This is a genomic window from Actinosynnema sp. CA-299493 (assembly GCF_050946825.1).
Lineage (GTDB): Bacteria > Actinomycetota > Actinomycetes > Mycobacteriales > Pseudonocardiaceae > Actinosynnema.
In genome coordinates this window covers 7,497,336-7,521,834 of sequence record NZ_CP191993.1, presented here as the reverse complement: position 1 = coordinate 7,521,834, position 24,499 = coordinate 7,497,336, and the positions used below count along the sequence as shown (strand labels likewise).

Genomic DNA, 24,499 nt, shown 5'->3' with positions numbered 1-24,499 from the left:
GCGCCTGGCCTCCATCCGGTCGAACGACCCTGGTTCGTGGGGCGTCACGTGGCGCATCGGCCGGGACCCCGGCTCCCGGCGTGCCCGCTCGCGGTGGGCGGGACGTCACGTGATGCGGCCCCGGCGGGCGGCGGTGGGCCTGCGGTTCGGCCGATCGCCTAGGATCGGTCCGCTGCTCCGCATGCCGTGCGGAGGGCTGACCACCAGTTGTCCGTGACGGGAGCTGTCCACCAACCATGTCCGGAGCCAACGACCCGTACGACCCCAAGCAGGTCGCGGCGCTCTCCCCGGAAGCGCTCGGCGCGGCGGTCGAGCAGGCTCGTGAGGCGTTCGCGAAGGCGGCCGACCTCGACGAGCTCGCCGCCGTGAAGCCGAGCCACCTGGGAGACCGCTCGCCGGTCCTGCTGGCCCGCCGCGAGATCGGCGCGCTGCCACCGGCCGCGAAGGCGGAGGCGGGCAAGCGGGTGAACGAGGCGCAGAACGCGGTCAAGGCCGCGTTCGAGGAGCGCCGCGCCCGGTTGCAGGCCGAGCGCGACGACCGGGTGCTGCGCGAGGAGACGGTCGACGTCACGCTGCCGTGGGACCGGGTGCCGCGCGGCGCCCGCCACCCGATCTCCACCCTCGCCGAGCGCATCGGCGACGTCTTCGTGGCCATGGGCTACGAGGTCGCCGAGGGCCCGGAGCTGGAGACCGAGTGGTTCAACTTCGACGCGCTGAACTTCGGCAAGGACCACCCGGCGCGCACCATGCAGGACACGTTCTACGTGGCGCCCGCCGACTCCGGCCTGGTCCTGCGCACGCACACCAGCCCGGTGCAGGCCCGCACCCTGCTGGACCGCGAGCCGCCCGTCTACGTGGTGTGCCCCGGCCGCACGTTCCGCACCGACGAGCTGGACGCCACCCACACGCCCGTCTTCCACCAGGTCGAAGGCCTGGCCGTGGACAAGGGCCTGACCATGGCGCACCTGAAGGGCACGCTCGACGCGTTCGCCCGCGCCATGTTCGGCGAGGACTCCAAGACCCGCCTGCGGCCCAGCTTCTTCCCGTTCACCGAGCCGTCCGCCGAGGTGGACGTGTGGTTCCCGGAGAAGAAGGGCGGCGCGGGCTGGGTCGAGTGGGGCGGCTGCGGCATGGTCAACCCCAACGTGCTGCGCAACTGCGGCGTCGACCCCGACGTGTACTCGGGGTTCGCGTTCGGCATGGGCCTGGAGCGCACGCTGCAGTTCCGCAACGGCCTGCCCGACATGCGGGACATGGTCGAAGGCGATGTCCGCTTCACCCAGCCATTCGGAACGGAGGCCTGACCGGTGCGCATTCCGGTTACCTGGCTGGTCGAGAACCTCGAGTTCGCCGAGACGCCCACGCCCGAGCAGCTCGCCGAGGCGTTCGTCCGGATCGGCATCGAGGTCGAGGACGTCCACGAGCTCGACTCGGTCACCGGTCCGCTCGTCGCGGGTCGCGTGGTGGAGATCGAGGAGCTGACCGAGTTCAAGAAGCCGATCCGCTACTGCCAGGTCGAGGTCGGCCCGGACCAGGTCAACGGCATCGTCTGCGGCGCGTCGAACTTCCAGGAGGGCGACACGGTCGTGGTGGCGCTGCCCGGTGCGGTGCTGCCCGGCGGCTTCACCATCTCCGCGCGCAAGACCTACGGCAAGACCAGCGACGGCATGATCTGCTCGGCCCGCGAGCTGGGCCTCGGCGACGACCACGCGGGGATCATGGTGCTGCCCAGCGGCACCGCGCAGCCCGGTGACGACGCGCTGGAGCTGCTCGGCCTCGGCGACACGGTGATCGAGGTCGCGCCGACCCCCGACCGCGGCTACGCGTTCTCCGTGCGCGGCCTGGCCCGCGAGATCGCGTGCGCGTTCGACGTGCCCTACCGCGACCCCGGCACCGCCGAGGTGCCCGAAGGCGAGGGCGAGGTGCTGCCGGTCACCGTCGAGGACCCGGCGACGTGCTCCCGGTTCGTGGCCCGCCGCGTCAGCGGCGTGGACCCGACCGCGCCGACGCCGTGGTGGATGCGCCGGCGGCTGATGCTGGCGGGCATCCGGTCGATCTCGCTGCCGGTGGACGTCACCAACTACGTGATGCTCGAACTGGGCCAGCCGCTGCACGCGTTCGACGCGGCGTCGGTCAAGGGCGGCCTGGTGGTGCGGCGCGCGGCGGCCGGCGAGAAGCTGACCACGCTGGACGAGCAGGTGCGGGCGCTGGACCCGGACGACATCGTGATCGCCGACGACAGCGGCGTGATCTCGCTGGCCGGCGTGATGGGCGGCGCGAGCACCGAGGTGTCCCCGGCCAGCACGGACATCCTGCTGGAGGCGGCGAACTGGGACCCGGCGTCCATCGCCCGCACGGTGCGCCGGCACAAGCTGCCCAGCGAGGCGGCGAAGCGGTTCGAGCGCACGGTGGACCCGGCCCTGGCGCCGGTGGCGCTGGAGCGCGCGGCCCGGCTGCTGGACATGTTCGGCGACGGCAGCATCAAGCCCGGCCGCACCGACGTGGGCACGCCCGCGTCGCCCAAGCCGGTGTCGATGCCGATCAACCTGCCGGACAAGGTCGCCGGGGTGAACTACGCCCGCGGCGTGACCGCGCGCCGGCTCGGCCAGATCGGCTGCCTGGTCGAGGTCACCACGGGCGACGACGGCGCGACCATGGTCACCGCGGTGCCGCCGACCTGGCGCTCGGACCTGACCCAGCCCGCCGACCTGGTGGAGGAGGTGCTGCGGCTGGAGGGCTACGACACGATCCCGTCCACGCTGCCGCCCGCGCCCGCCGGTCGCGGGTTGACCGAGCAGCAGCGCCGTCGCCGCACGGTGTCGCGCGCGTTGGCGGAGAACGGGTTCGTCGAGGTCAAGCCGTTCCCGTTCGTGGCCCCGGCGGTGTTCGACGCGCTGGGCCTGCCCGAGGGCGACGTGCGCCGCAACGCGGTGAGCGTGCTGAACCCGTTGGAGTCGGACAAGCACGCGCTGGCCACCACGCTGGTGCCGGGGCTGCTGGAGACGGTGCAGCGGAACCTGGCGCGCGGCCAGAAGGACGTCGCGGTCTACGCGGTCGCCCAGGTGACGTTGCCGCGCACGCAGCAGGTGCCGGTGCCGCAGGTGGGCGTCGGCGAGCGCCCCTCGGACGCGCAGGTGGCGTCGTTGCTGGCGGCGCTGCCGCAGCAGCCGGTGCACGTGGCGGCCGTGCTGGCGGGCCACCGCGAGCGGGCCGGGTGGTGGGGCAAGGGCAGGCAGGCGGACTGGGCGGACGCGGTGCAGGCCGCGCGGCTGGTCGGCCAGGCCTACGGGGTGGAGCTGACCGCGGTCGCCTCCGACCTCGCGCCGTGGCACCCCGGCCGGTGCGCCGAGCTGCGCGTCGGCGACTGGCCCGTGGGCCACGCGGGCGAGCTGCACCCGAAGGTCGTGGAGGCGCTGGGGCTGCCGAAGCGGACCGTGGTGATGGAGCTGGACCTCGACGCGCTGCCGTTGAGCGACAACCGGCCCGCGCCGGTCGTGTCGGCGTACCCGCCGGTGCTGCTGGACGTGGCCGTGGTCGTGCCGGCGGACGTGCCCGCCGAGCAGGTGGCGCGGGTGCTGCGCGGCGGCGGTGGCGCGTTGCTGGAGGACATCCGGCTGTTCGACGTCTACACCGGTGACCAGGTCGGCGACGGCAAGCGGTCGTTGGCGTACTCGCTGAGGTTCCGCGCGCCGGACCGCACGCTGACCGTGGAGGAGGCGACGGCGGCGCGTGACGCGGCCGTGGCCGCCGCGGCGGAGCGCTTCGGCGCGGTGCTGAGAAGCTGACGGAAATGCCCCGGACCCGCACCAGTGCGGGTCCGGGGTTAGGCCGCCCGGGTGAACCGCCCGGTGGTGGAGAAAGGCGAACGTGCAGTTCACGCGCTGTCGCGTGCCGTGTCAAGAGGCCCAAAGACCTTTCTTTCCGGGTCGGCCAGGTCCTTGCGCACAGGTTGAACGTTCTCCAAGATTGGCTTCGCGGCCCGTTGGGCCGAGGGGCGAAGCGATGAACCGCCGGGCGAGTCTGGTCGCCGGTCCGACGGGGAGCTAACGGCGAACCCACCGCCTGGAGCAGCAATCGAGTGAGGTTGCCTCATGCGCAGCTTGGGCCCGCGGATGGAAGTCGCCGTCGCCATGACGATCCTCGGCGTGGGCGCCGCCGTCGTGACCGCCATGCACCTGACCTGGCCCGAACCCGAGCTGCCCGCGATGGCGTACTCGATCAGCGGCGGTGAGGTGTCCGAGCTCGAGCCGTTCGGGATCAACGACATCTCCGGCGGCGCGGTCGAGCTGACGCCGGGCAGCGAGGGCGCCCGCCTGGTGCGGCTGTCGAACCCGAACAGCGTGGAGATCGTGGTGCTGACGCTGGAGGCCCAGCCGGGCCAGCCGTTGGACGCCGCGCGGAACCGGGTGCCGGACTGCCCGTCCGGCGTGCTGACCGTGGCGCCGATGGCGGAGCCGGTCACCATCCCGCCGGCGGGCGAGGTCGAGGTCGCGATGGTCGTGCGGATCGCGCACGACGTGCCGAACGCGTGCACGGACCTGGTGTTCCCGCTGACCTACTCGGGTCGGGCGGCCCGCACCTGAGAGGTGTCCGAGGGGCTTCCCGCCCGGACAGCCCCGGCGCGCCGGCACGAGTGCGTCCGCGGAGCCACGCGGAGCGGCGGTGTGTGCGACGCTTCGGCGCATGACTGTTCCGGGTGCGAGCGACTACGACTACGACCTGCTGGTGATCGGCTCGGGCCCGGGTGGGCAGAAGGCCGCCATCGCGGGCGCCAAGCTCGGCAAGCGGGTCGCGATCGTGGACCGCGCCGACATGGTGGGCGGTGTGTGCGTGAACACCGGCACGATCCCGTCGAAGACGCTGCGCGAGGCGGTGATGTACCTGACCGGCCTGAGCCAGCGCGACCTGTACGGCGCGAGCTACCGGGTGAAGCAGGACATCACGATCACCGACCTGCTCGCCCGCACGCAGCACGTGATCGGCCGCGAGGTCCAGGTCGTGCGCGCGCAGCTGCACCGCAACCAGGTCGACCTGCTCACCGGCACCGCCCGGTTCGTCGACCCGCACACGATCGCGGTGGACGGCGGGCACCGCGGCGAGCACCACGTGGTCACCGCCGGGCACGTGGTGATCGCCACCGGCACCCGTCCCGCCCGACCGGACCAGGTGGACTTCGACGAGATCCGGGTGCTGGACTCCGACGAGGTGCTGGCGCTGGAGGAGATCCCGTCGTCCCTGGTCGTGGTCGGCGCGGGTGTGATCGGCATCGAGTACGCGTCGATGTTCGCCGCGCTGGGCAGCCGGGTCACGGTGGTCGAGCAGCGCGACCGGATGCTCGACTTCTGCGACCCGGAGATCGTGGAGTCGCTGAAGTTCCACCTGCGGGACCTGGCGGTGACGTTCCGGTTCGGCGAGAAGGTCGTCAACGTCGACGTGTCCGACTCCGGCACGGTCACCACCCTGGCCAGCGGCAAGCGCATCCCGGCCGCCGCGGTGATGTACTCGGCCGGCCGGCAGGGCAACACCGAGGCGCTGGACCTGGACAAGGCGGGCCTGGCGGCGGACCACCGCGGCCGGCTGGCCGTGGACGAGCACTACCGCACGCCCGTGGAGCACATCTACGCGGTCGGTGACGTGATCGGCTTCCCGGCGCTGGCCGCCACGTCGATGGACCAGGGCCGCCTCGCCGCCTACCACGCGTTCGGCGAGCAGGCCCGCGAGCTGTCGGCGTTGCAGCCGATCGGCATCTACACGATCCCGGAGATCTCCTACTGCGGCGCCACGGAGGCCGAGCTGACGTCGTCCGCGGTGCCGTACGAGGTGGGGCTGGCGCGGTACCGCGAGCTGGCGCGCGGCTCGATCGTCGGCGACGCCTACGGCATGCTCAAGCTGCTCGTGTCCACCGCGGACCGCAAGCTGCTCGGCGTGCACCTGTTCGGCACCGGCGCGACCGACCTCGTCCACATCGGTCAGGCGGTCATGGCGTGCGGAGGCACGGTGGACTACCTGGTGGACACCGTCTTCAACTACCCGACGCTGTCCGAGGCGTACAAGGTGGCCGCGTTGGACGCCACGAACAAGATGCGCGCGCTGGAGCGCTTCGGCTCCTGATCACCCCAGCAGCTTCGTGACGAGGTGGAGCCGGGCGTCCCCGACGTCCCGCAGCGGCGGGACGAGCAACGTCGGCAGGCCGGCCTCGACGCCCGCGCCGTCGTGCGTCGAGCGGTCGCCGACCATCAGCGTCTCGCCGGGCGCGGCGCCGAGCTCGCGCAGCGCGACGTGGAAGATCGCCGGGTCGGGCTTCACCACGCCGTGCTCGAAGGACAGCACGAACGAGTCGACCGGCAGGCCGGCGAACGCGGGCCGGAGGTCGAAGTGGATGTCGCTGAGGACCCCGATCCGCACTCCCGCGTCGCGCAGCTCCCGCAACGTCGGCCCGGCGTCCACCGCGAACGGGGTGAACGCCGGGTCGGACTCCACCGCGTAGAGCGAGTCGGCCGGCTCCCCGTCCAGCCCGGCCGCCCGGAACGCCCCGTAGTAGGTCGCCCGGTGCAGCTCGGCGTCCGCGTCGAGACCGGGGACGTCCACCAGGGACAGGTCCAGCGACGCGATCACGTCGGAGGTCCGGTCGGTGTCGCGCCCGAGCCGGCGCAACGCCTCCGACACCCACCCGCGGAACGTGGGGGCGAGCACCAGCGTCCCCCGCCAGTCGAAGATCACGGCACGTAGGCGTCCGGTCATCGGGACACTCCTTCTCGTCACGGTGGGTAGTTGATGACTCACTCGTGTGAAGGCTCGCGCACCACTCCGCCACGTCGCTACTTTTTTCGCAGGACCCACGACGGTTGGAGGCGGCATGGCCGCGATGCCGACGACGCCCCTGCACTTCCGCCGGGTGGGGTTCGACCCCCACCCCGACCTGACGGAGATCCGCGACGGGGGCGGGGTGCGCCGGGTCGACTCGCCGGTGCTGGGCCAGTCGGTGTGGCTGGTCACCCGGGTCGAGGACGTCCGGCTGGTCTACAGCGACACCCGGAGGTTCCGCATCTCCGCCCACCACCTGGTGCCGGGCGCGCCCGCGCTGACCGACGAGGAGCTGGCCGCCGTGCGGCCGGGCAACCTGCTGGCGTTCGACCCGCCCGAGCACACCCGCCTGCGGCGGACGCTGGCGCCGGAGTTCACCGCCCGCCGGATGCGCCGGCTGGAACCGCGCGTCCACGACATCGTGCGCGAGCACCTCGACGCGATCGAGCGCCAGGGGCCGCCCGCGGACCTGGTGGCCGACTTCGCGCTGCCCGTGCCGGCGCTGGTGATCTGCGAGCTGCTGGGCGTGCCCTTCGAGGACCGCGACGCCTTCCAGGACCGCTACACGAGGTACTTCGACGTGACGCTGACGTTCGAGCAGCGGCTCGCCATCCAGTACGAGTCCAAGGCCTACCTGGCCGAGCTGGTCGCGCGGGCCAGGGTCGAGCCCGGCGACGACCTGCTGGGCATGCTCGCCCGCGACGAGACCGCCGCCCTCGACGACCGCGAGCTGGTCGGCATCGCGGACCTGCTGCTCCTGGCCGGCCACGAGACCACGGCCAACATGCTCGGCCTCGGCGTGCTCGCGCTGCTGCGCCACCCCGACCAGCTCAGGTTGCTGCGCGACGAGCCCGGACGCGCCGCCGCGGCCGTGGAGGAGCTGCTGCGGTGGCTGACCGTCGTGCACACCGGCGTGCCCCGGGTCACGACCGCCGAGGTGGAGCTCGGCGGGCACGTCCTCGGTCCCGGCGAGCTGATCGTCTGCTCGCTGCCCGCGGCCGACCGGGACCCGGCTCTCGTGCCCGACCCGGACGTGCTGGACATCACCCGGGAGGCGGGCGGCCACGTCGCGTTCGGCCACGGCGTGCACCACTGCCTCGGCGCGCCGCTGGCCAGGATGGAGATGCGGATCGCGTTCCCCGCCCTGGCCCGCCGGTTCCCCGACCTGCGCGCGGTCGGGCCGGCCCCCGACTACCGCTCCCAGCAGGTCGTCTACGGCCTGGGGTCGCTGCCCGTGACGTGGTGACGGCGGCGGCGCGAGTGCCCGAGGCCCGCGACGGCCGCGAGCGCGAAGCCGCCGAAGACCAGGCCGAGGCCGAAGCCCGCGTCGCCCGGCCGCGCCGGGCGGGTCCCGACCGCAGGGTCGCCGTCGAGCCGGTCGCCCGCCGGGATCGGCGCGCCCGGGAACGGGTCGCGGCCGGGGAACCCGTTGGCGTGCGCCGAGCGGAGGTCGGGCGTCGGGGCGGCGTCGCAGACCACGTCCAGGCCGATGACGGTCATGCCCACGATCGCGGTGAGCACGCCGGCCCAGGCGAGCGCCTTCACCCACGGCCGCGCGGCGACCTGGTCCGGATGGCCGTCGAGCAGACGTCGCCGGCCGTGTGAGACGTGCCCCCGTGCGTGGTCGTGCGGATGGTGCATCACGATGAACCCCCCAGTTCCCGTACAGGAAAGCACGACACCGGGGGACCCCGCCGCCCCATTCGCGGAACTCCGCATTAGATTTGAGTACCTTTGCATCAGCGTGCATACTTATCCGCATGACGGTACGGATCGCGGTCGCCGGGGCCAGCGGGTACGCCGGCGGTGAGGTGCTGCGCCTCCTGCTCGGACACCCGGACGTGGAGATCGGCGCGCTCACCGCCGGCGGCAACGCGGGCTCCCCGCTGTTCGCCCACCAGCCCCACCTGCTGCCATTGGCCGACCGGGTGCTGGAGGAGACCACCGCCGACACCCTCGCGGGCCACGACGTCGTCTTCCTCGCCCTGCCGCATGGCCGCTCGGCCGAGATCGCCGCGCAACTGGGCGACGACACGCTCGTCGTCGACTGCGGCGCGGACCACCGGCTCACCGACCCCGCCGCCTGGGACCGCTGGTACGGCGGCGCGCACGCGGGCAGTTGGCCGTACGGCCTGCCCGAGCTGCCCGGTCAGCGCGACGAGCTGCGCGGGGCCCGCCGCGTCGCCGTGCCCGGCTGCTACCCGACCGTGTCCTCGCTGGCACTGGCCCCCGCGATGGGGCTGGTCGAGCCCGAGGTGACGGTGGTGGCCGTGTCCGGCACGTCCGGCGCGGGCAAGGCGCTCAAGCCGAACCTCCTCGGTTCCGAGGTGATGGGCTCGCTCAGCGCCTACGGCGTCGGCGGCGCGCACCGGCACACCCCGGAGATCACGCAGAACCTCTCGAAGGTCGCCGGCGGGCCGGTGCGCGTCTCGTTCACCCCGGTGCTGGCGCCGTTGCCGAGGGGCATCCTGGCGACCTGCTCGGCGACGCTCGCGGCCGGCGCCGCGGACGTCCGCGCCGCGTACGAGAAGGCCTACGCCGACGAGCCGTTCGTGCACCTGCTGCCGGAAGGCCACTGGCCGACCACGGGCGCGGTGCTCGGCTCGAACGCCGTGCAGCTCCAGGTGGCCGTCGACCGCGACGTGAACCGGCTGGTCGTGGTGGCCGCGATCGACAACCTGGCGAAGGGCACCGCGGGCGCCGCGGTGCAGTGCATGAACCTGGCACTCGGCCTGCCGGAGACCACCGGCCTGTCCACCGTGGGAGTAGCACCTTGAACCGCAGCAAAGGCGTCACGGGACCGAAGGGCTTCAAGGCCGCCGGTGTCGCGGCCGGCATCAAGGAGTCCGGCGCGCTCGACCTGGCGCTGGTCGTCAACGAAGGACCCGGCCAGGCCGCCGCGGGCGTCTTCACCACCAACCAGGTGAAGGCCGCGCCCGTGCTGTGGTCCCAGCAGGTGCTCCGGGAGCGCAAGCTCCACGCCGTCGTGCTGAACTCCGGCGGCGCGAACGCGTGCACCGGGCCCGAGGGCTTCCAGGACACGCACGCCACCGCCGAAAAGGTCGCCGAGGTGCTGGACGTCGGCGCGGTCGAGGTCGCGGTGTGCTCCACCGGCCTGATCGGCGAGCGCCTGCCGATGGACGCCCTCAAGGCGGGCGTGGCGAAGGCGGCCCAGGACCTCGACGCCACCGACCAGGCGGGGCTGGACGCCGCCACCGCCGTGATGACCACCGACTCCCACCCCAAGCAGAGCTGGCAGGACCACCCGGACGGGTGGTCGGTCGGCGGGTTCGTCAAGGGCGCGGGGATGCTCTCGCCGAACATGGCCACGATGCTCAGCGTCATCACCACCGACGCGGTGATCGACGGCGACGCCCTCGACGCGGCCCTGCGCGCGGTCACCGCCAAGACCTACGACCGGCTCGACGTGGACGGCGGCACGTCCACCAACGACACCGTGCTGGTCCTGGCCTCCGGCGCCTCCGGCGTCACGCCGACCGCCGAGCAGTTCGCCGACGTGCTCACCGCCGTGGCGAACGACCTGGTCAAGCAGCTCCAAGGGGACGCGGAGGGCGTCACCAAGGAGGTCGCCATCACGGTCAACGGCGCGCTCACCGAGGACGAGGCCGTCGTGGTCGCCAAGACCGTCGCCGAGGACAACCTGGTGAAGACCGCGCTGTTCGGCTCCGACCCGAACTGGGGCCGCATCGCGATGGCCGTCGGGCGGTCGCGGGCGACCGTGGACCAGCACAAGCTCGGCATCGCGATCAACGGCGTCACGCTGTTCGCGGACGGGCACAAGGCCGCCGACCGGAGCGAGGCCGACCTGTCCGGCCGCGACGTCGCCATCGTGATCGACCTGAACCTGGGCGACGGCACGGCCACCGTGCTGACCACCGACCTGTCGCACGGGTACGTCGAAGAGAACAGCGCGTACAGCTCGTGATCACGCCGCGGGAGAAGGCCGGGATCCTGATCGAGGCGCTGCCGTGGTTGCAGCGCTTCCGCGACGCGATCGTGGTCGTCAAGTACGGCGGCAACGCCATGGTGCACGACGAGCTGAAGCGGGCGTTCGCGCAGGACATGGTGTTCCTCAAGCTCGCCGGCCTGCACCCGGTCGTGGTGCACGGCGGCGGGCCGCAGATCGCCGCGATGCTCAAGCGGCTCGGCATCGAGTCCGAGTTCCGCGGCGGCCTGCGCGTCACCACGCCCGAGGCCATGGACGTGGTCCGGATGGTGCTGGTGGGCCAGGTGCAGCGCGAGCTGGTCGGCCTGATCAACTCCCACGGCCCGCTCGCGGTCGGCCTGTCCGGCGAGGACGCCCACCTGCTGACCGCCGCCCGGCGACCGGCCTTGGTGGACGGCGAGCCGGTCGACATCGGCCTGGTCGGCGACATCGTCGACGTCAACCCCGACGCGGTGCTCGACATCGTGCGCGCGGGCCGCATCCCGGTCGTGTCCACGGTCGCGCCGGACGTCGACGGCGTGGTGCACAACGTCAACGCCGACACGGCGGCGGGCGCGGTGGCGGTGGCGCTGAAGGCCGAGAAGCTGGTCGTGCTCACCGACGTCGAGGGCCTGTACGCGGACTGGCCGGACAAGAGCTCGCTGCTGCACCGGGTGGACGCCGAGCGGCTGGAGAAGATGCTGCCGGACCTGGACAGCGGCATGGTGCCGAAGATGGAGGCCTGCCTGCGCGCGGTGCGCGGCGGCGTCCCCGAGGCGCACGTGATCGACGGCAGGCTGGCGCACTCGGTGTTGCTGGAGGTCTTCACCTCCGAGGGCGTCGGGACGATGGTGACCGAGCGGACTGGGGTGGACGAGGCATGAGCGACCAGCAGCGGTGGCAAGCCGCGATGATGAACAACTACGGCACCCCCGGCCTGACCCTCACCCGGGGCGAGGGCGCGCACGTCTGGGACGCCGACGGCAACCGCTACCTCGACCTGCTCACCGGCATCGCGGTCAACGCGCTCGGCCACGCCCACCCGGCGATCGTGGCCGCCGTGACCGAGCAGATCGGCAAGATCGGCCACACCTCCAACCTCTACATCAACGAGCCCGCGCTCGCGCTCGCCGAACGGCTGCTCGACCTGTCCGGTGTGGACGGTGACGGCCGGGTGCTGTTCTGCAACTCCGGCGCCGAGGCCAACGAGGCCGCGTTCAAGCTGAGCCGCCGCACCGGCCGCACCAAGGTCGTCTCGACCGACGGCGGCTTCCACGGCCGCACCATGGGCGCGCTGGCGCTGACCGGCCAGCCCAAGAAGCGCGAGCCGTTCGAGCCGCTGGTGCCCGGCGTCGTGCACATCCCGTACGGCGACGTGGCCGCCCTGGAAGCCGCGATCGACGACGAGACCGCCGCCTTCGTCGTGGAGCCGATCCAGGGCGAGAACGGCGTCGTCGTGCCGCCCGAGGGCTACCTCGAAGCGGCCCGCCGGATCACCGCCGAGCACGGCGCGCTGCTCGTCCTCGACGAGGTGCAGACCGGCGTCGGCCGGCTGGGCACCTGGTTCGCGTTCCAGCAGGTCGGCATCGTGCCCGACGTGATCACGCTGGCCAAGGGCCTGGGCGGCGGGCTGCCGCTGGGCGCGTGCATCGCGATCGGCGCGGCCAAGGACCTGTTCGAGCCCGGCCAGCACGGCACCACGTTCGGCGGCAACCCGGTGTGCTGCGCCGCCGCGCTCGCGGTGCTCGACACGATCGCCGCCGACGGCCTGCTGGAGCACACCGCCGCCGTCGGCAAGGAGATCGCGACCGGCGTCGAGGCGCTGGACCACCCGCTCATCTCCGGTGTGCGGGGCGCCGGCCTGCTGCTCGGCATCACGCTGCGCGAGGCGGTCTCGGCGAAGGCCGCGGCGGCCGCGCAGCGGGCCGGCTACCTGATCAACCCGATCCAGCCCGACGTCATCCGCCTGGCGCCGCCGCTGGTGCTGGACGAGGCGGACGCCCACCGACTGGTGGCCGACCTGCCGTCGTTCCTCCCCACCCCAGGCCAGGAGCCGTGATGGTGCGCCACTTCCTGCGTGACGACGACCTGACCCCCGACGAGCAGGCCGCGGTCCTCGACCTCGCCGACGGCTACAAGGCCGACCGGCTGACCGCCAAGCCGCTGGCCGGGCCCAAGTCCGTCGCGGTGATCTTCGAGAAGAACTCCACCCGCACCCGGCTGTCGTTCGAGGTGGGCATCGCCCAGCTCGGCGGCAACCCGGTGATCATCGACGGCCGGTCCATGCAGCTCGGCCGCGAGGAGACCATCGAGGACACCTCCCGCATCCTGTCCGGGTACGTGGACGCGGTGATCTGGCGGACGTTCGCGCAGAAGCGGATCGACGCGATGGCGTCGGTGTCCCGCATCCCGGTGATCAACGCGCTGACCGACGAGTTCCACCCCTGCCAGGTGCTGGCCGACCTCCAGACCATCCGGCGCGTGCACGGCGGGCTCACCGGCCTCACCGTCACCTACCTGGGCGACGGCGCGAACAACATGTCCCACTCGATGCTGCTCGGCGGCGTCACGGCGGGCATGCACGTGCGGATCGCCGCGCCCGCGCTGTTCCAGCCGCTGCCCTGGGTGCTGGACGACGCCCGCAAGCGCGCCGCGGACACCGGCGGCTCGGTGACCGTGATCGAGGACCCGCGCGAGGCGGTCGACGGCTCGGACGTGCTGGTCACCGACACGTGGACGTCCATGGGCCAGGAGAACGACGGCCGCGACCGGACCCGCCCGTTCCGGCCCTACCAGCTCAACGCCGACCTCGTGGCCGCGACCGGCGTGAAGACGACCGTGCTGCACTGCCTGCCCGCCCACCGCGGCCAGGAGATCACCGACGACGTGCTGGACGGCCCGGACAGCGCCGTGTGGGACGAGGCGGAGAACCGGCTGCACGCCCAGAAGGCCCTGCTCGTGTGGTTGCTGGAGAACTCGGGCGCCACCGGGGCAACGCGCCGATGACGCGGACCGCGCGGCAGGCCCGCATCGTCGAACTGGTCGCCCAGCGCGCCATCCGCAGCCAGTCGGAACTGGCGAAGACGCTGGCGGTGGAAGGCATCGAGGTCACCCAGGCCACGCTGTCGCGCGACCTGGACGAGCTGGGCGCGGTCAAGCTGCGCGGACCCGACGGCGGCGCCCCCGTCTACGTCATCCCCGAGGACGGCAGCCCGGTGCGGGGCGTGCAGGGCGGCACGTCCCGCCTCACCAGGGTGCTCGCCGAACTGCTCGTGTCGGTGGACCACTCCGGCAACCTGGCCGTCCTGCGCACCCCGCCCGGCGCGGCCCAGTTCCTGGCCAGCGCGCTGGACCGGGCCGCGCTGCACGACATCGTCGGCACCATCGCCGGTGACGACACCATCCTCGCCGTGGCCAGGGAACCCCTCAGCGGCGCCGACCTGGCCGCCCGGGTCGCCGCCCTCGCCGCGGGCGACGACCAGTCGCCGCAGGGGGACGCCGATGAGTGACCGGGTCGTCCTCCGCGGCGAGCCGCCGCTGCCAGACTTCAGCCGGGGCCCCGCGGCACCGCGGGGCCTGCCGAACAAGATCGCCGCGAAGAGGGATTCGATCACGTGAGCTCATTGTGGGGTGGCCGGTTCGCCGGAGGACCGGCGGAGGCGATGGCGCGGCTGTCCGCGTCGACGCACTTCGACTGGCGACTCGCCCCGTACGACATCAGGGGTTCCCGCGCGCACGCCCGCGTGCTGCACCGGGCCGGCCTGCTGACCGCCGACGAGCTGGCGCGCATGCTGGCGGCCCTGGACGCCCTGGAAGCCGACGTGGCGTCCGGGGCGTTCACCCCGACCTTGGCCGACGAGGACGTGCACACCGCGCTGGAACGCGGCCTGATCGAGCGCGCCGGACCGGAGCTGGGCGGCAAGCTGCGCGCCGGCCGGTCCCGCAACGACCAGGTGGCCACGCTGTTCCGGATGTGGCTGCGCGACGCCGCCCGGCGGGTGGCCGCGGGCGTGCTGGACGTGGTCGAGGCGCTGGCCGACCAGGCGTCCGCGCACGCCACCACCGTCATGCCCGGCCGCACGCACCTCCAGTCCGCGCAGCCCGTGCTGCTGGCCCACCACCTGCTCGCGCACGGCCAGGCGCTGCTGCGCGACGTCGACCGGCTGGCCGACTGGGACAAGCGGACCGCCGTGTCGCCGTACGGCTCGGGCGCGCTGGCCGGCTCGTCGCTCGGCCTCGACCCGGCGGCGGTGGCCGCGGAGCTGGGCTTCGACGGCCCGGTGGAGAACTCCATCGACGGCACCGCGTCGCGCGACTTCGCCGCCGAGATCGCGTTCGTGCTGGCCATGATCGGCGTCGACCTGTCCCGGATCGCCGAAGAGGTGATCATCTGGACCACCGCCGAGTTCCGCTTCGCCGTGCTGGACGACGCGTGGGCCACCGGCAGCTCGATCATGCCGCAGAAGAAGAACCCGGACGTCGCCGAGCTGACCAGGGGCAAGTCCGGCCGGCTCATCGGCAACCTGACCGGCCTGCTGGCGACGTTGAAGGCGCAGCCGCTGGCCTACAACCGGGACCTCCAGGAGGACAAGGAACCGCTGTTCGACTCGGTCGAGCAGCTGGAACTGCTGCTGCCCGCGCTGGCCGGGATGATCGCCACCACCCGGTTCGACACCGCGCGGATGGCGGAGCTGGCGCCCGCCGGGTTCACCCTGGCCACCGACATCGCCGAGTGGCTGGTGCGGCAGGGCGTGCCGTTCCGGGTCGCGCACGAGGCCGCGGGCGAGTGCGTCCGGGTGGCCGAGGGGCGCGGCGTCGGACTGGCGGAGCTGACCGATGAGGAGTTCGCCACGATCTCTCCCGCGCTGACGCCCGAGGTGCGTAGCGTGTTGACCGTGGAAGGGTCCATCGCGTCACGCGACGCGCACGGCGGCACCGCGCCCGACCGGGTCGCCGAGCAGCTGAAGAGGTTGCGCGACAAGGTCTCCGTTGCCCGCAACGCCTAGGCAGCTCACCGAGCGGGAGCTCGCGGTCGACCCCGTCGACGCCGCGCGGCTCCTGCTCGGGAGCGTCATCGAGTCGACCACCGACGAGGGCGTGGTCGGGCTGCGGATCGTGGAGGTCGAGGCGTACCGGGGCGGCGACGACCCGGCGTCGCACTGCTACCGGGGCCGCACACCGCGCAACGACGTGATGTTCGGCCCGGCCGGCCGGCTCTACGTGTACTTCGTCTACGGGATGCACTTCTGCGCGAACGTCGTGTCGCTGACCGACGGCGTGCCCGGCGCGGTGCTGCTGCGCGCCGGCGAGGTGGTCACCGGGTCCGCGCTGGCGCACGCCCGCCGCCCGACCGCGCGCAGCGCCGCCGAACTGGCCAAGGGCCCCGCCCGGCTGACCGGCGTGCTCGGCCTGGACCGCGCGCACAACGGCGTGGACCTGACCGAGCCGGGCGCGACCGTGCGGCTGCTGGCGGGGGAGCCGGTGGACCCCGCCGACATCCGCACCGGCCCGCGCGTCGGCGTGGCCGTGGCGGTGGACGTGCCGTGGCGCTTCTGGATCGACTCGCCCGCCGTCAGCGCCTACCGCCGGGGCACCCGCCGCACGCGCGTCGCGGTGGACCCCCGCTAGACCTCCCCGAACACGTGGGTGCCGGGCGCGTCCGCGTCGTCGCCCGCCCAGAACTCCACCCAGTGCCGGACGAACTCGGACTTCGAGATCGCGCCGTCGCCGTCGAGGTCGAGCCGGGCGAACACGGCGTCGGTCGGGGAGTCGTCCCCGGTCCAGGCGTGGATCATGCGGGCGTACTCGGGCGCGGACACCTGGCCGTCGCCGTCCTCGTCCACCGCCTCGAACATCGACTCCGCCGTGGCCACCACCAGGTCGAGCATGGTGCCGAGGTCCTCCACCACGGTCAGCACCTCGTCCACCGTGACCCTGTCGTCGCGGTCGTGGTCGGACGCCGCCCGCAGCGCCTCCCACCAGCCCATCATGATCTCCCGCAACCGGTCCGCCTCGGCCGCGCCCCGGAGGTGCACCCACCGGTCCGTCAACGCCTCGAAATCGGCCCGTTCGAGGAACCCGTCACCGTTCGAGTCCATCGCGGTGAACACGATGGAGGTCTTCTTCCGCTGCAAGTCGCTGGCCACGGAAGCAAACCTGGTCGGCGAACGCCACGAGGACAATTGACCAGCCGGGGCAAACCTCCGCGCGCCCGAGTGACATCGCGGTGACGGTCGGTAGTGCGGCGGCCGGCGCAAGGGGACACGCCGCACCACCGCCGTCACCCGCACCGACGCCGCCGCCTAGCGCACCGTGCGCCGGTACCAGACCCGGCGCTCGTGCGAGGGCAGCGCGACCCGGCTGATCACGTTCGTCAGCACCGCGCCGATCAGCAGCCACAGCAACGCGGCCAAGCCGTCGTTCAACAGCGTCCGCAGCCCGGCGTTCGCGGGCGTGAACAGGTCGCGCAGGCCCAACGACACCCCCGCCGACCACGACTCGACCAGCTGCGCGAACCCGTTCGCCGGGTTGGCCCCGCCGATCACCAGGAAGATGTGGATCGCCAGCACGATCGCGAACAGCCAGCACAGCACGTCGATCACGGCGCACGCCACGCGCACCGCCCGCACCCGGCCGTCACCGCGCTCGACGACCTCTTCCTCACGCGGGTAAACGGGTTCCTCCCGGTACACGGGCTCGGCGGGGCGCAACTGCTCGGTGGGACGTCGGTCGCGGTTCGGGTAGGTCATCACCGTGGTCCTCTCAGTAGGGCCCACCGCCGACTACCCGCCACCGGCACCGCCTCAAACTGCTTTGCGCAGGTAGGGGAGAATGGCTGTCCGTGAGCGAGCACATCCTCGATGAGCTGTCCTGGCGCGGCCTGATCGCGCAGTCCACCGATCTCGACGCGCTGCGGAAGGACCTCGACGCCGGTCCGCTCACCCTCTACGCCGGGTTCGACCCGACCGCGCCCAGCCTGCACGCCGGCAACCTCGTCCCGCTGCTGATGCTGCGCCGCTTCCAGCGCGCCGGGCACCGGCCGATCGTCCTCGCGGGCGGCGCCACCGGCATGATCGGCGACCCGCGTGACAGCGCGGAGCGCGCGCTCAACACGCTGGACACCGTCGCCGAGTGGGCCGGGCGCATCCGCGGCCAGCTGGAGCGGTTCGTCGAGTTCGACGACGGCCCCACCGGCGCGGTCGTGGTCAACAACCTGGACTGGACCGGGAACGTCTCGGTGCTGGAGTTCCTGCGCGACGTCGGCAAGCACTTCTCGATCAACGTCATGCTGGCCCGCGAGACGGTCAAGCGCCGCCTCGAAGGCGACGGCATGTCCTACACCGAGTTCAGCTACCTGCTCCTTCAGTCGCACGACTACCTCCAGCTCAACCGGAAGTACGGGACCAGGCTCCAGGTGGGCGGCTCCGACCAGTGGGGCAACATCATCGGCGGCGTCGACCTGGTCCGGAAGGTCGACGGCGGGTCCGTGCACGCGTTGACCGCGCCGCTGGTCACCGACGCCGAGGGCCGCAAGTTCGGCAAGTCCACCGGCGGCGGCAACGTGTGGCTCGACCCGCTGATGACCTCGCCGTACGCCTGGTACCAGTACTTCGTGAACGTGGGCGACGCCGACGTGCTCCGCTACCTGCGCCTGTTCACCTTCCTGACCAGGGAGGAGATCGCCGAGCTGGAGCGGCAGACCACCGAGACGCCGCACCTGCGCGCCGCGCAGAAGAAGCTGGCCGAGGAGTTCACCAACCTGGTGCACGGCGAGCACGAGACGCGGCAGGTCATCGCCGCGAGCCAGGCCCTGTTCGGCCGCGGCGAGCTGCGCGAGCTGGACCTGTCGACGCTGGAGGCCGCGATGGCGGAGGCGCCGACCGGCGAGGTGCGCCTGGCCGACGCGCCGACCATCGTCGACCTGCTGGTCAGCTCCGGGCTGGCGGACAGCAAGGGCGCGGCGCGGCGCACCGTGAAGGAAGGCGGCGCGTACGTGAACAACGCCAAGGTCGCCGACGAGGAGTGGGTCCCGGCCGAAGCGGACCTGCTGCACGGGTCGTGGCTGGTCGTCCGGCGCGGCAAGCGCAACACCGCCGGCGTGCGGGTGCGGCTCTGACCCTGTCTGACCTGCGCGGACAGGCTCCGCGAGCGTGACGTCGAAGGCCGCCGGTCCCACTCGGACCGGCGGCCTTCGACACGTTCGGATGTGATCGCAGTCACACTGTTGCGGCCGGACCGGGTCGGATAGCGTGGACTCGAGTGCGGCACGGGCTGCTGACCTGCGGTTTCAGCCTGTGGCACGCTGCCGCGCCCCCGATTTGACCTCAGGTTCGGCTGCGTGTAACTTTCTCCATGTCAGCGCGGAACGGGCCGGGAACACCGGAACGGAGTGCGGCAGGTCACGAACCAAGCTCCCACTAGCGTGGTAGAGTGGGTGACCTCGGAACGGAAGACCCAGTCGAGCCTCGTCTGAGGCCAGCGGCCAGGGCGTCTAGTTTCTAAACACAAGCTTTAGCTGAATCACAAGCCTCGGATCGGGCCGCTTCGCTGCGGTACGTGATGATGAGCGCGTGTTCTTTGAGAACTCAACAGCGTGCCGAATAGCCAGTAAATTTATGAACCTCGTCAAGAGGTTTCCTTTGAGATTGTTACTGGACAACTGACATTACTTGTCAGTGTTGTTCGGAGCGATCAAACATTCCTTATTGGAGAGTTTGATCCTGGCTCAGGACGAACGCTGGCGGCGTGCTTAACACATGCAAGTCGAGCGGTAAGGCCCTTCGGGGTACACGAGCGGCGAACGGGTGAGTAACACGTGGGTAACCTGCCCTGTACTCTGGGATAAGCCTGGGAAACTAGGTCTAATACCGGATATGACTCCACTAGGCATCTTGTGGGGTGGAAAGTTCCGGCGGTACAGGATGGACCCGCGGCCTATCAGCTTGTTGGTGGGGTAATGGCCTACCAAGGCGACGACGGGTAGCCGGCCTGAGAGGGTGACCGGCCACACTGGGACTGAGACACGGCCCAGACTCCTACGGGAGGCAGCAGTGGGGAATATTGCACAATGGGCGAAAGCCTGATGCAGCGACGCCGCGTGAGGGATGACGGCCTTCGGGTTGTAAACCTCTTTCAGCGGGGACGAAGGGCAACTGACGGTACCCGCAGAAGAAGCACCGGCTAACTACGTGCCAGCAGCCGCGGTAATACGTAGGGTGCGAGCGTTGTCCGGAATTATTGGGCGTAAAGAGCTCGTAGGCGGTTTGTTGCGTCGGCTGTGAAAACTTCACGCTTAACGTGGAGCCTGCAGTCGATACGGGCAGACTTGAGTTCGGCAGGGGAGACTGGAATTCCTGGTGTAGCGGTGAAATGCGCAGATATCAGGAGGAACACCGGTGGCGAAGGCGGGTCTCTGGGCCGATACTGACGCTGAGGAGCGAAAGCGTGGGGAGCGAACAGGATTAGATACCCTGGTAGTCCACGCCGTAAACGGTGGGTGCTAGGTGTGGGGGACTTCCACGTCCTCCGTGCCGCAGCTAACGCATTAAGCACCCCGCCTGGGGAGTACGGCCGCAAGGCTAAAACTCAAAGGAATTGACGGGGGCCCGCACAAGCGGCGGAGCATGTGGATTAATTCGATGCAACGCGAAGAACCTTACCTGGGCTTGACATGCACCGGAAACCTGCAGAGATGTAGGCCTCTTCGGACTGGTGTACAGGTGGTGCATGGCTGTCGTCAGCTCGTGTCGTGAGATGTTGGGTTAAGTCCCGCAACGAGCGCAACCCTCGTTCCATGTTGCCAGCGCGTAATGGCGGGGACTCATGGGAGACTGCCGGGGTCAACTCGGAGGAAGGTGGGGATGACGTCAAGTCATCATGCCCCTTATGTCCAGGGCTTCACACATGCTACAATGGCCGGTACAGAGGGCTGCTAAGCCGTGAGGTGGAGCGAATCCCACAAAGCCGGTCTCAGTTCGGATCGGGGTCTGCAACTCGACCCCGTGAAGTCGGAGTCGCTAGTAATCGCAGATCAGCAACGCTGCGGTGAATACGTTCCCGGGCCTTGTACACACCGCCCGTCACGTCACGAAAGTCGGTAACACCCGAAGCCCGTGGCCCAACCAGCTTGCTGGGGGGAGCGGTCGAAGGTGGGACTGGCGATTGGGACGAAGTCGTAACAAGGTAGCCGTACCGGAAGGTGCGGCTGGATCACCTCCTTTCTAAGGAGCATTCCTCACCGGTCTTCTTCGGAGGGCCTGTGGAGAGCCTCGCGATCGGCGAATGATCGATCGGTGGTTGCTCAATGATGTGGATGCTGGCTATATACAGAACCTCGGGTTGTCGACGGTGTTAGTACTGTCCGTAAGGGCGTGGAAGGGATCGTCGAGGGTTCAAGTCTTCTGTTCGGCACGCTGTTGGGTCCTGAGAGAACACGTGAGTGTTTTCCTCAGCGAGAAACGACAGGACGGTCTCCGTCCGCGAACCGCTGGTCTTCGGGCCGGGTAGGCGTGGGCAGTGTGGGGCGGTGTCTGGTTGTTCTTTGAGAACTGCACAGTGGATGCGAGCATCTTTGTGGCAAGTTATTAAGGGCACACGGTGGATGCCTTGGCACCAGGAGCCGATGAAGGACGTAGGAGACTGCGAAAAGCCTTGGGGAGCTGTCAACCGAGCTGAGATCCAAGGGTATCCGAATGGGGAAACCCGGCCCCAGTCATGTGGGGTCACCCACGCCTGAACACATAGGGCGTGTGGAGGGAACGCGGGGAAGTGAAACATCTCAGTACCCGCAGGAAGAGAAAACAACCGTGATTCCGTGAGTAGTGGCGAGCGAAAGCGGAAGAGGCTAAACCGTATTCGTGTGATACCCGGCAGGGGTTGCGTGTACGGGGTCGTGGGACCTGTCTGATCGTTCTGCCGGACGATCGAGGAGTCATAAAACACTGTGGTTAGCGGAACGCGTCTGGAAAGCGTGGCCGTAGAGGGTGAGAGTCCCGTACGTGAAAACCCGGTGTCTCCTGACGGTGTTCCCAAGTAGCAGCGTACTCGTGAAATTCGCTGTGAATCTGGCGGGACCACCCGCTAAGCCTGAATACTACCTGGTGACCGATAGCGGACTAGTACCGTGAGGGAAAGGTGAAAAGTACCCCGGGAGGGGAGTGAAATAGTACCTGAAACCGTGTGCCTACAATCCGTCGGAGCCTTTAGGGGTGACGGCGTGCCTTTTGAAGAATGAGCCTGCGAGTTAGTGCTGCGTGGCGAGGTTAACCCGTGTGGGGTAGCCGTAGCGAAAGCGAGTCCGAATAGGGCGATTGAGTCGCGTGGTCTAGACCCGAAGCGGAGTGATCTAGCCATGGCCAGGGTGAAGCGTGGGTAAGACTACGTGGAGGCCCGAACCCACCAGGGTTGAAAACCTGGGGGATGAGCTGTGGTTAGGGGTGAAAGGCCAATCAAACTCCGTGATAGCTGGTTCTCCCCGAAATGCATTTAGGTGCAGCGTCGTGTGTTTCGTGCCGGAGGTAGAGCACTGGATGGTCTAGGGGGCCCACAAGCTTACCGAAATCAACCAAACTCCGAATGCCGGTACGTGAGAGCGCGGCAGTGAGACTGCGGGGGATAAGCTTCGTAGTCGAGAGGGAAACAGCCCAGAACGCCGGCTAAGGCCCCTAAGTGTGTGCTAAGTGGGAAAGGATGTGGGGTCGCCCAGACAACCAGGAGGTTGGCTTAGAAGCAGCCACCCTTTAAAGAGTGCGTAATAGCTCACTGGTCAAGTGGTCCTGCGCCGACAATGTAGCGGGGCTCAAGCACACCGCCGAAGCCGTGTCATTTCAGTGTCATGCTGGGATGGGTAGGGGAGCGTCGTTCAGCCATTGAAGCGCCGGAGTGATCCAGGTGTGGAGGCTGGACGAGTGAGAATGCAGGCATGAGTAGCGAAAGACGAGTGAGAAACTCGTCCGCCGGATGACCAAGGGTTCCTGGGCCAGGCTAATCCGCCCAGGGTAAGTCGGGACCTAAGGCGAGGCCGACAGGCGTAGTCGATGGACAACGGGTTGATATTCCCGTACCCGTGTGAACGCGCCCATGGCGAACCTTGTGATACTAACCGCCCAAAGCCTGTCCTGGGTCTTCGGATCTGGGACTACGTGGAGCGCGGGACCTGAACTTGTAGTAGTCAAGCGATGGGGTGACGCAGGAGGGTAGCTCCGCCAGTGAGTGGTAGTACTGGTGTAAGCGTGTAGGCCGTAGCATAGGCAAATCCGTGCTGCATTAAGGCTGAGACGTGATGCATAGCCGATTGAGGCGAAGTAGAGTGATCCCATGCTGCCGAGAAAAGCCTCTAGTGAGTGTTCATGCGGCCCGTACCCCAAACCGACACAGGTGGTCAGGTAGAGAATACCGAGGCGATCGGGCGAACTGTGGTTAAGGAACTCGGCAAAATGCCCCCGTAACTTCGGGAGAAGGGGGGCCGAGGGATTTGAAGCCCCTTGCGGGCTAGGATTTTTCGGCCGCAGAGACCAGCGAGAAGCGACTGTTTACTAAAAACACAGGTCCGTGCGAAGTCGCAAGACGATGTATACGGACTGACGCCTGCCCGGTGCTGGAACGTTAAGGGGACCGGTTAGTCTTTCGGGGCGAAGCTGAGAACTTAAGCGCCAGTAAACGGCGGTGGTAACTATAACCATCCTAAGGTAGCGAAATTCCTTGTCGGGTAAGTTCCGACCTGCACGAATGGCGTAACGACTTCTCGACTGTCTCAACCACAGGCCCGGCGAAATTGCATTACGAGTAAAGATGCTCGTTACGCGCGGCAGGACGGAAAGACCCCGGGACCTTTACTATAGCTTGGTATTGGTGTTCGGTTCGGCTTGTGTAGGATAGGTGGGAGACTGTGAAGCGCTGACGCCAGTCAGTGTGGAGTCGTCGTTGAAATACCACTCTGGTCGTACTGGATGTCTAACCTCGGTCCGTGATCCGGATCAGGGACAGTGCCTGGTGGGTAGTTTAACTGGGGCGGTTGCCTCCCAAAGGGTAACGGAGGCGCTCAAAGGTTCCCTCAGCCTGGTTGGCAATCAGGTGTCGAGTGCAAGTGCACAAGGGAGCTTGACTGTGAGACCGACAGGTCGAGCAGGGACGAAAGTCGGAACTAGTGATCCGGCCATGGCTTGTGGAAGCGTGGTCGCTCAACGGATAAAAGGTACCCCGGGGATAACAGGCTGATCTTGCCCAAGAGTCCATATCGACGGCATGGTTTGGCACCTCGATGTCGGCTCGTCGCATCCTGGGGCTGGAGTAGGTCCCAAGGGTTGGGCTGTTCGCCCATTAAAGCGGTACGCGAGCTGGGTTTAGAACGTCGTGAGACAGTTCGGTCCCTATCCGCCGCGCGCGTAGGATACTTGCGGAAGGCTGTCCCTAGTACGAGAGGACCGGGACGGACGGACCTCTGGTGTGCCAGTTGTCCTGCCAAGGGCATTGCTGGTTGGCTACGTTCGGAAGGGATAACCGCTGAAAGCATCTAAGCGGGAAGCCTGTTCCTAGATGAGGTATCCCACCCCTTTGTGGGTTAAGGCCCCCAAGAGACCATTGGGTTGATAGGCCGGAGATGGAAGGTCGGTAACGGCTGGAGTTGACCGGTACTAATAGGCCGAGGACTTGTCTCGAAGACGCTACGCATCCACTGTGCGGTTCTGAAAGAACCGAACCGGACCACCACGGTCCACCCATGGCATAGGTCGGGGTGGGTTGGGGGTGCCT

Annotated in this window: 18 protein-coding genes and 2 rRNA genes; 16 read left to right on the top strand and 4 right to left on the bottom strand. The window is 69.4% G+C overall.

The window, feature by feature from the left end:
- Positions 1–236: 236 nt before the first annotated feature.
- The 4 genes from pheS to sthA all read left to right on the top strand — a co-directional run bounded on the left by pheS (position 237) and on the right by sthA (position 6,111).
- The gene (pheS, locus tag ACQPYE_RS31705) at positions 237–1,304 is read left to right on the top strand and encodes a phenylalanine--tRNA ligase subunit alpha (protein ID WP_498716675.1); all 1,068 of its coding nucleotides are present in this window, start codon (positions 237–239) and stop codon (positions 1,302–1,304) included.
- A gap of 3 nt (positions 1,305–1,307) precedes the next feature.
- Complete coding sequence (pheT, locus tag ACQPYE_RS31700; protein ID WP_498716674.1) at positions 1,308–3,785, top strand: phenylalanine--tRNA ligase subunit beta; 2,478 nt, start codon at positions 1,308–1,310, stop codon at positions 3,783–3,785.
- Positions 3,786–4,091: 306 nt separating this feature from the next.
- A complete protein-coding gene (locus ACQPYE_RS31695; RefSeq protein ID WP_498716673.1) occupies positions 4,092–4,583 on the top strand; it encodes a hypothetical protein in 492 nt (163 codons plus the stop codon).
- A 100-nt stretch (positions 4,584–4,683) separates the two neighbouring features.
- The gene (gene sthA / locus ACQPYE_RS31690) at positions 4,684–6,111 is read left to right on the top strand and encodes a Si-specific NAD(P)(+) transhydrogenase (protein ID WP_498716672.1); all 1,428 of its coding nucleotides are present in this window, start codon (positions 4,684–4,686) and stop codon (positions 6,109–6,111) included.
- On the opposite strand, the gene ACQPYE_RS31685 is transcribed toward sthA, so the two are convergent.
- Positions 6,112–6,741 carry an HAD family hydrolase gene (locus ACQPYE_RS31685; RefSeq protein ID WP_498716671.1) on the bottom strand — a complete coding sequence of 210 codons (630 nt, stop codon included), beginning with the start codon at positions 6,739–6,741 and terminating at the stop codon, positions 6,112–6,114.
- A 115-nt stretch (positions 6,742–6,856) separates the two neighbouring features.
- Here ACQPYE_RS31685 and ACQPYE_RS31680 point away from each other — a divergent pair, with 115 nt between their 5' ends.
- A complete protein-coding gene (locus ACQPYE_RS31680) occupies positions 6,857–8,050 on the top strand; it encodes a cytochrome P450 (protein WP_498716670.1) in 1,194 nt (397 codons plus the stop codon).
- Here ACQPYE_RS31680 and ACQPYE_RS31675 read toward each other — a convergent pair.
- Positions 8,017–8,445 (bottom strand): hypothetical protein, encoded by a 429-nt coding sequence (locus ACQPYE_RS31675; RefSeq protein WP_498716668.1) that lies wholly within the window; start codon positions 8,443–8,445, stop codon positions 8,017–8,019. The two genes, ACQPYE_RS31680 and ACQPYE_RS31675, sit on opposite strands and share 34 nt — an antisense overlap.
- 119 nt (positions 8,446–8,564) lie before the next feature.
- Between ACQPYE_RS31675 and argC the strand changes: the two genes are divergently transcribed.
- The 8 genes from argC (at position 8,565) to ACQPYE_RS31635 (ending at position 16,378) form a co-directional block, all read left to right on the top strand.
- On the top strand, positions 8,565–9,581 hold the full coding sequence (gene argC / locus ACQPYE_RS31670) for an N-acetyl-gamma-glutamyl-phosphate reductase (protein WP_498716667.1): 1,017 nt from the start codon (positions 8,565–8,567) through the stop codon (positions 9,579–9,581).
- Entirely contained in the window at positions 9,578–10,750 is a 1,173-nt protein-coding gene (argJ, locus tag ACQPYE_RS31665; RefSeq protein ID WP_498716666.1) for a bifunctional glutamate N-acetyltransferase/amino-acid acetyltransferase ArgJ, read from the top strand. Before argC ends, argJ begins: the two co-directional genes overlap by 4 nt.
- A complete protein-coding gene (gene argB / locus ACQPYE_RS31660) occupies positions 10,747–11,634 on the top strand; it encodes an acetylglutamate kinase (protein WP_498716663.1) in 888 nt (295 codons plus the stop codon). Before argJ ends, argB begins: the two co-directional genes overlap by 4 nt.
- Positions 11,631–12,809 (top strand): acetylornithine transaminase, encoded by a 1,179-nt coding sequence (locus ACQPYE_RS31655; RefSeq protein ID WP_498716662.1) that lies wholly within the window; start codon positions 11,631–11,633, stop codon positions 12,807–12,809. The genes argB and ACQPYE_RS31655 overlap by 4 nt, the downstream gene beginning before the upstream one ends.
- Entirely contained in the window at positions 12,809–13,756 is a 948-nt protein-coding gene (argF, locus tag ACQPYE_RS31650) for an ornithine carbamoyltransferase (protein ID WP_498716661.1), read from the top strand. Before ACQPYE_RS31655 ends, argF begins: the two co-directional genes overlap by 1 nt.
- Entirely contained in the window at positions 13,753–14,259 is a 507-nt protein-coding gene (locus ACQPYE_RS31645) for an arginine repressor (protein ID WP_498716659.1), read from the top strand. The genes argF and ACQPYE_RS31645 overlap by 4 nt, the downstream gene beginning before the upstream one ends.
- A gap of 105 nt (positions 14,260–14,364) precedes the next feature.
- A complete protein-coding gene (gene argH, locus ACQPYE_RS31640) occupies positions 14,365–15,756 on the top strand; it encodes an argininosuccinate lyase (protein ID WP_498716658.1) in 1,392 nt (463 codons plus the stop codon).
- On the top strand, positions 15,740–16,378 hold the full coding sequence (locus tag ACQPYE_RS31635; RefSeq protein ID WP_498716657.1) for a DNA-3-methyladenine glycosylase: 639 nt from the start codon (positions 15,740–15,742) through the stop codon (positions 16,376–16,378). Before argH ends, ACQPYE_RS31635 begins: the two co-directional genes overlap by 17 nt.
- Here the strand turns inward: ACQPYE_RS31635 and ACQPYE_RS31630 are convergent.
- Positions 16,375–16,896, bottom strand: coding sequence for an EF-hand domain-containing protein (locus ACQPYE_RS31630; RefSeq protein ID WP_498716656.1), 522 nt, complete (start codon positions 16,894–16,896; stop codon positions 16,375–16,377). The genes ACQPYE_RS31635 and ACQPYE_RS31630 overlap by 4 nt on opposite strands.
- A gap of 156 nt (positions 16,897–17,052) precedes the next feature.
- Positions 17,053–17,499 carry a hypothetical protein gene (locus ACQPYE_RS31625; RefSeq protein ID WP_498716655.1) on the bottom strand — a complete coding sequence of 149 codons (447 nt, stop codon included), beginning with the start codon at positions 17,497–17,499 and terminating at the stop codon, positions 17,053–17,055.
- A gap of 92 nt (positions 17,500–17,591) precedes the next feature.
- Between ACQPYE_RS31625 and tyrS the strand changes: the two genes are divergently transcribed.
- The 3 genes from tyrS (at position 17,592) to ACQPYE_RS31610 (ending at position 24,405) form a co-directional block, all read left to right on the top strand.
- Positions 17,592–18,866 (top strand): tyrosine--tRNA ligase, encoded by a 1,275-nt coding sequence (gene tyrS / locus ACQPYE_RS31620; RefSeq protein ID WP_498716654.1) that lies wholly within the window; start codon positions 17,592–17,594, stop codon positions 18,864–18,866.
- A 586-nt stretch (positions 18,867–19,452) separates the two neighbouring features.
- Positions 19,453–20,970, top strand: a 16S ribosomal RNA gene (locus ACQPYE_RS31615).
- Positions 20,971–21,323: 353 nt separating this feature from the next.
- Positions 21,324–24,405 (top strand): 23S ribosomal RNA (locus ACQPYE_RS31610).
- Together the 16S and 23S rRNA genes form the textbook arrangement of a ribosomal RNA operon.
- The last annotated feature ends 94 nt before the right edge of the window (positions 24,406–24,499 follow it).